The following is a 271-nucleotide window of genomic DNA, read 5'->3' as shown; positions in this document are numbered from 1 at the left end:
CAACACACAACCAAACAAAATAGACACCTCCGGCATAGAACGCGCTGAGTTTAAAGAACTCGTGCGCATGACATGGCCGATGCTGATTGGCATTATCTCTTTAATGAGTTTTCAGTTGGTTGACTCTGTGTTTATCGCTCGTTTAGGTGTTGCGCCGCTCGCGGTCGTTGGATTTACAATCCCTATCTATCAGCTTTTTATCGGCATTCAGGTCGGCATCGGCATTGCAACGACCGCGTTAATCTCGCAGCTTTTAGGGGCAAATAAGGAA

The 271-nt window shown here is 46.9% G+C and carries 1 protein-coding gene; it reads left to right on the top strand.

Features of this window, described 5'->3' with window-relative positions; genetic code table 11:
- Positions 1-67: 67 nt before the first annotated feature.
- On the top strand, positions 68-271 hold a 204-nt coding region (locus A3751_RS00980), incomplete at its 3' end, for an MATE family efflux transporter (protein WP_255376054.1).

The organism is Oleiphilus sp. HI0080 (genome assembly GCF_001635135.1).
This window is presented reverse-complemented; position numbering and strand designations above follow the sequence as displayed.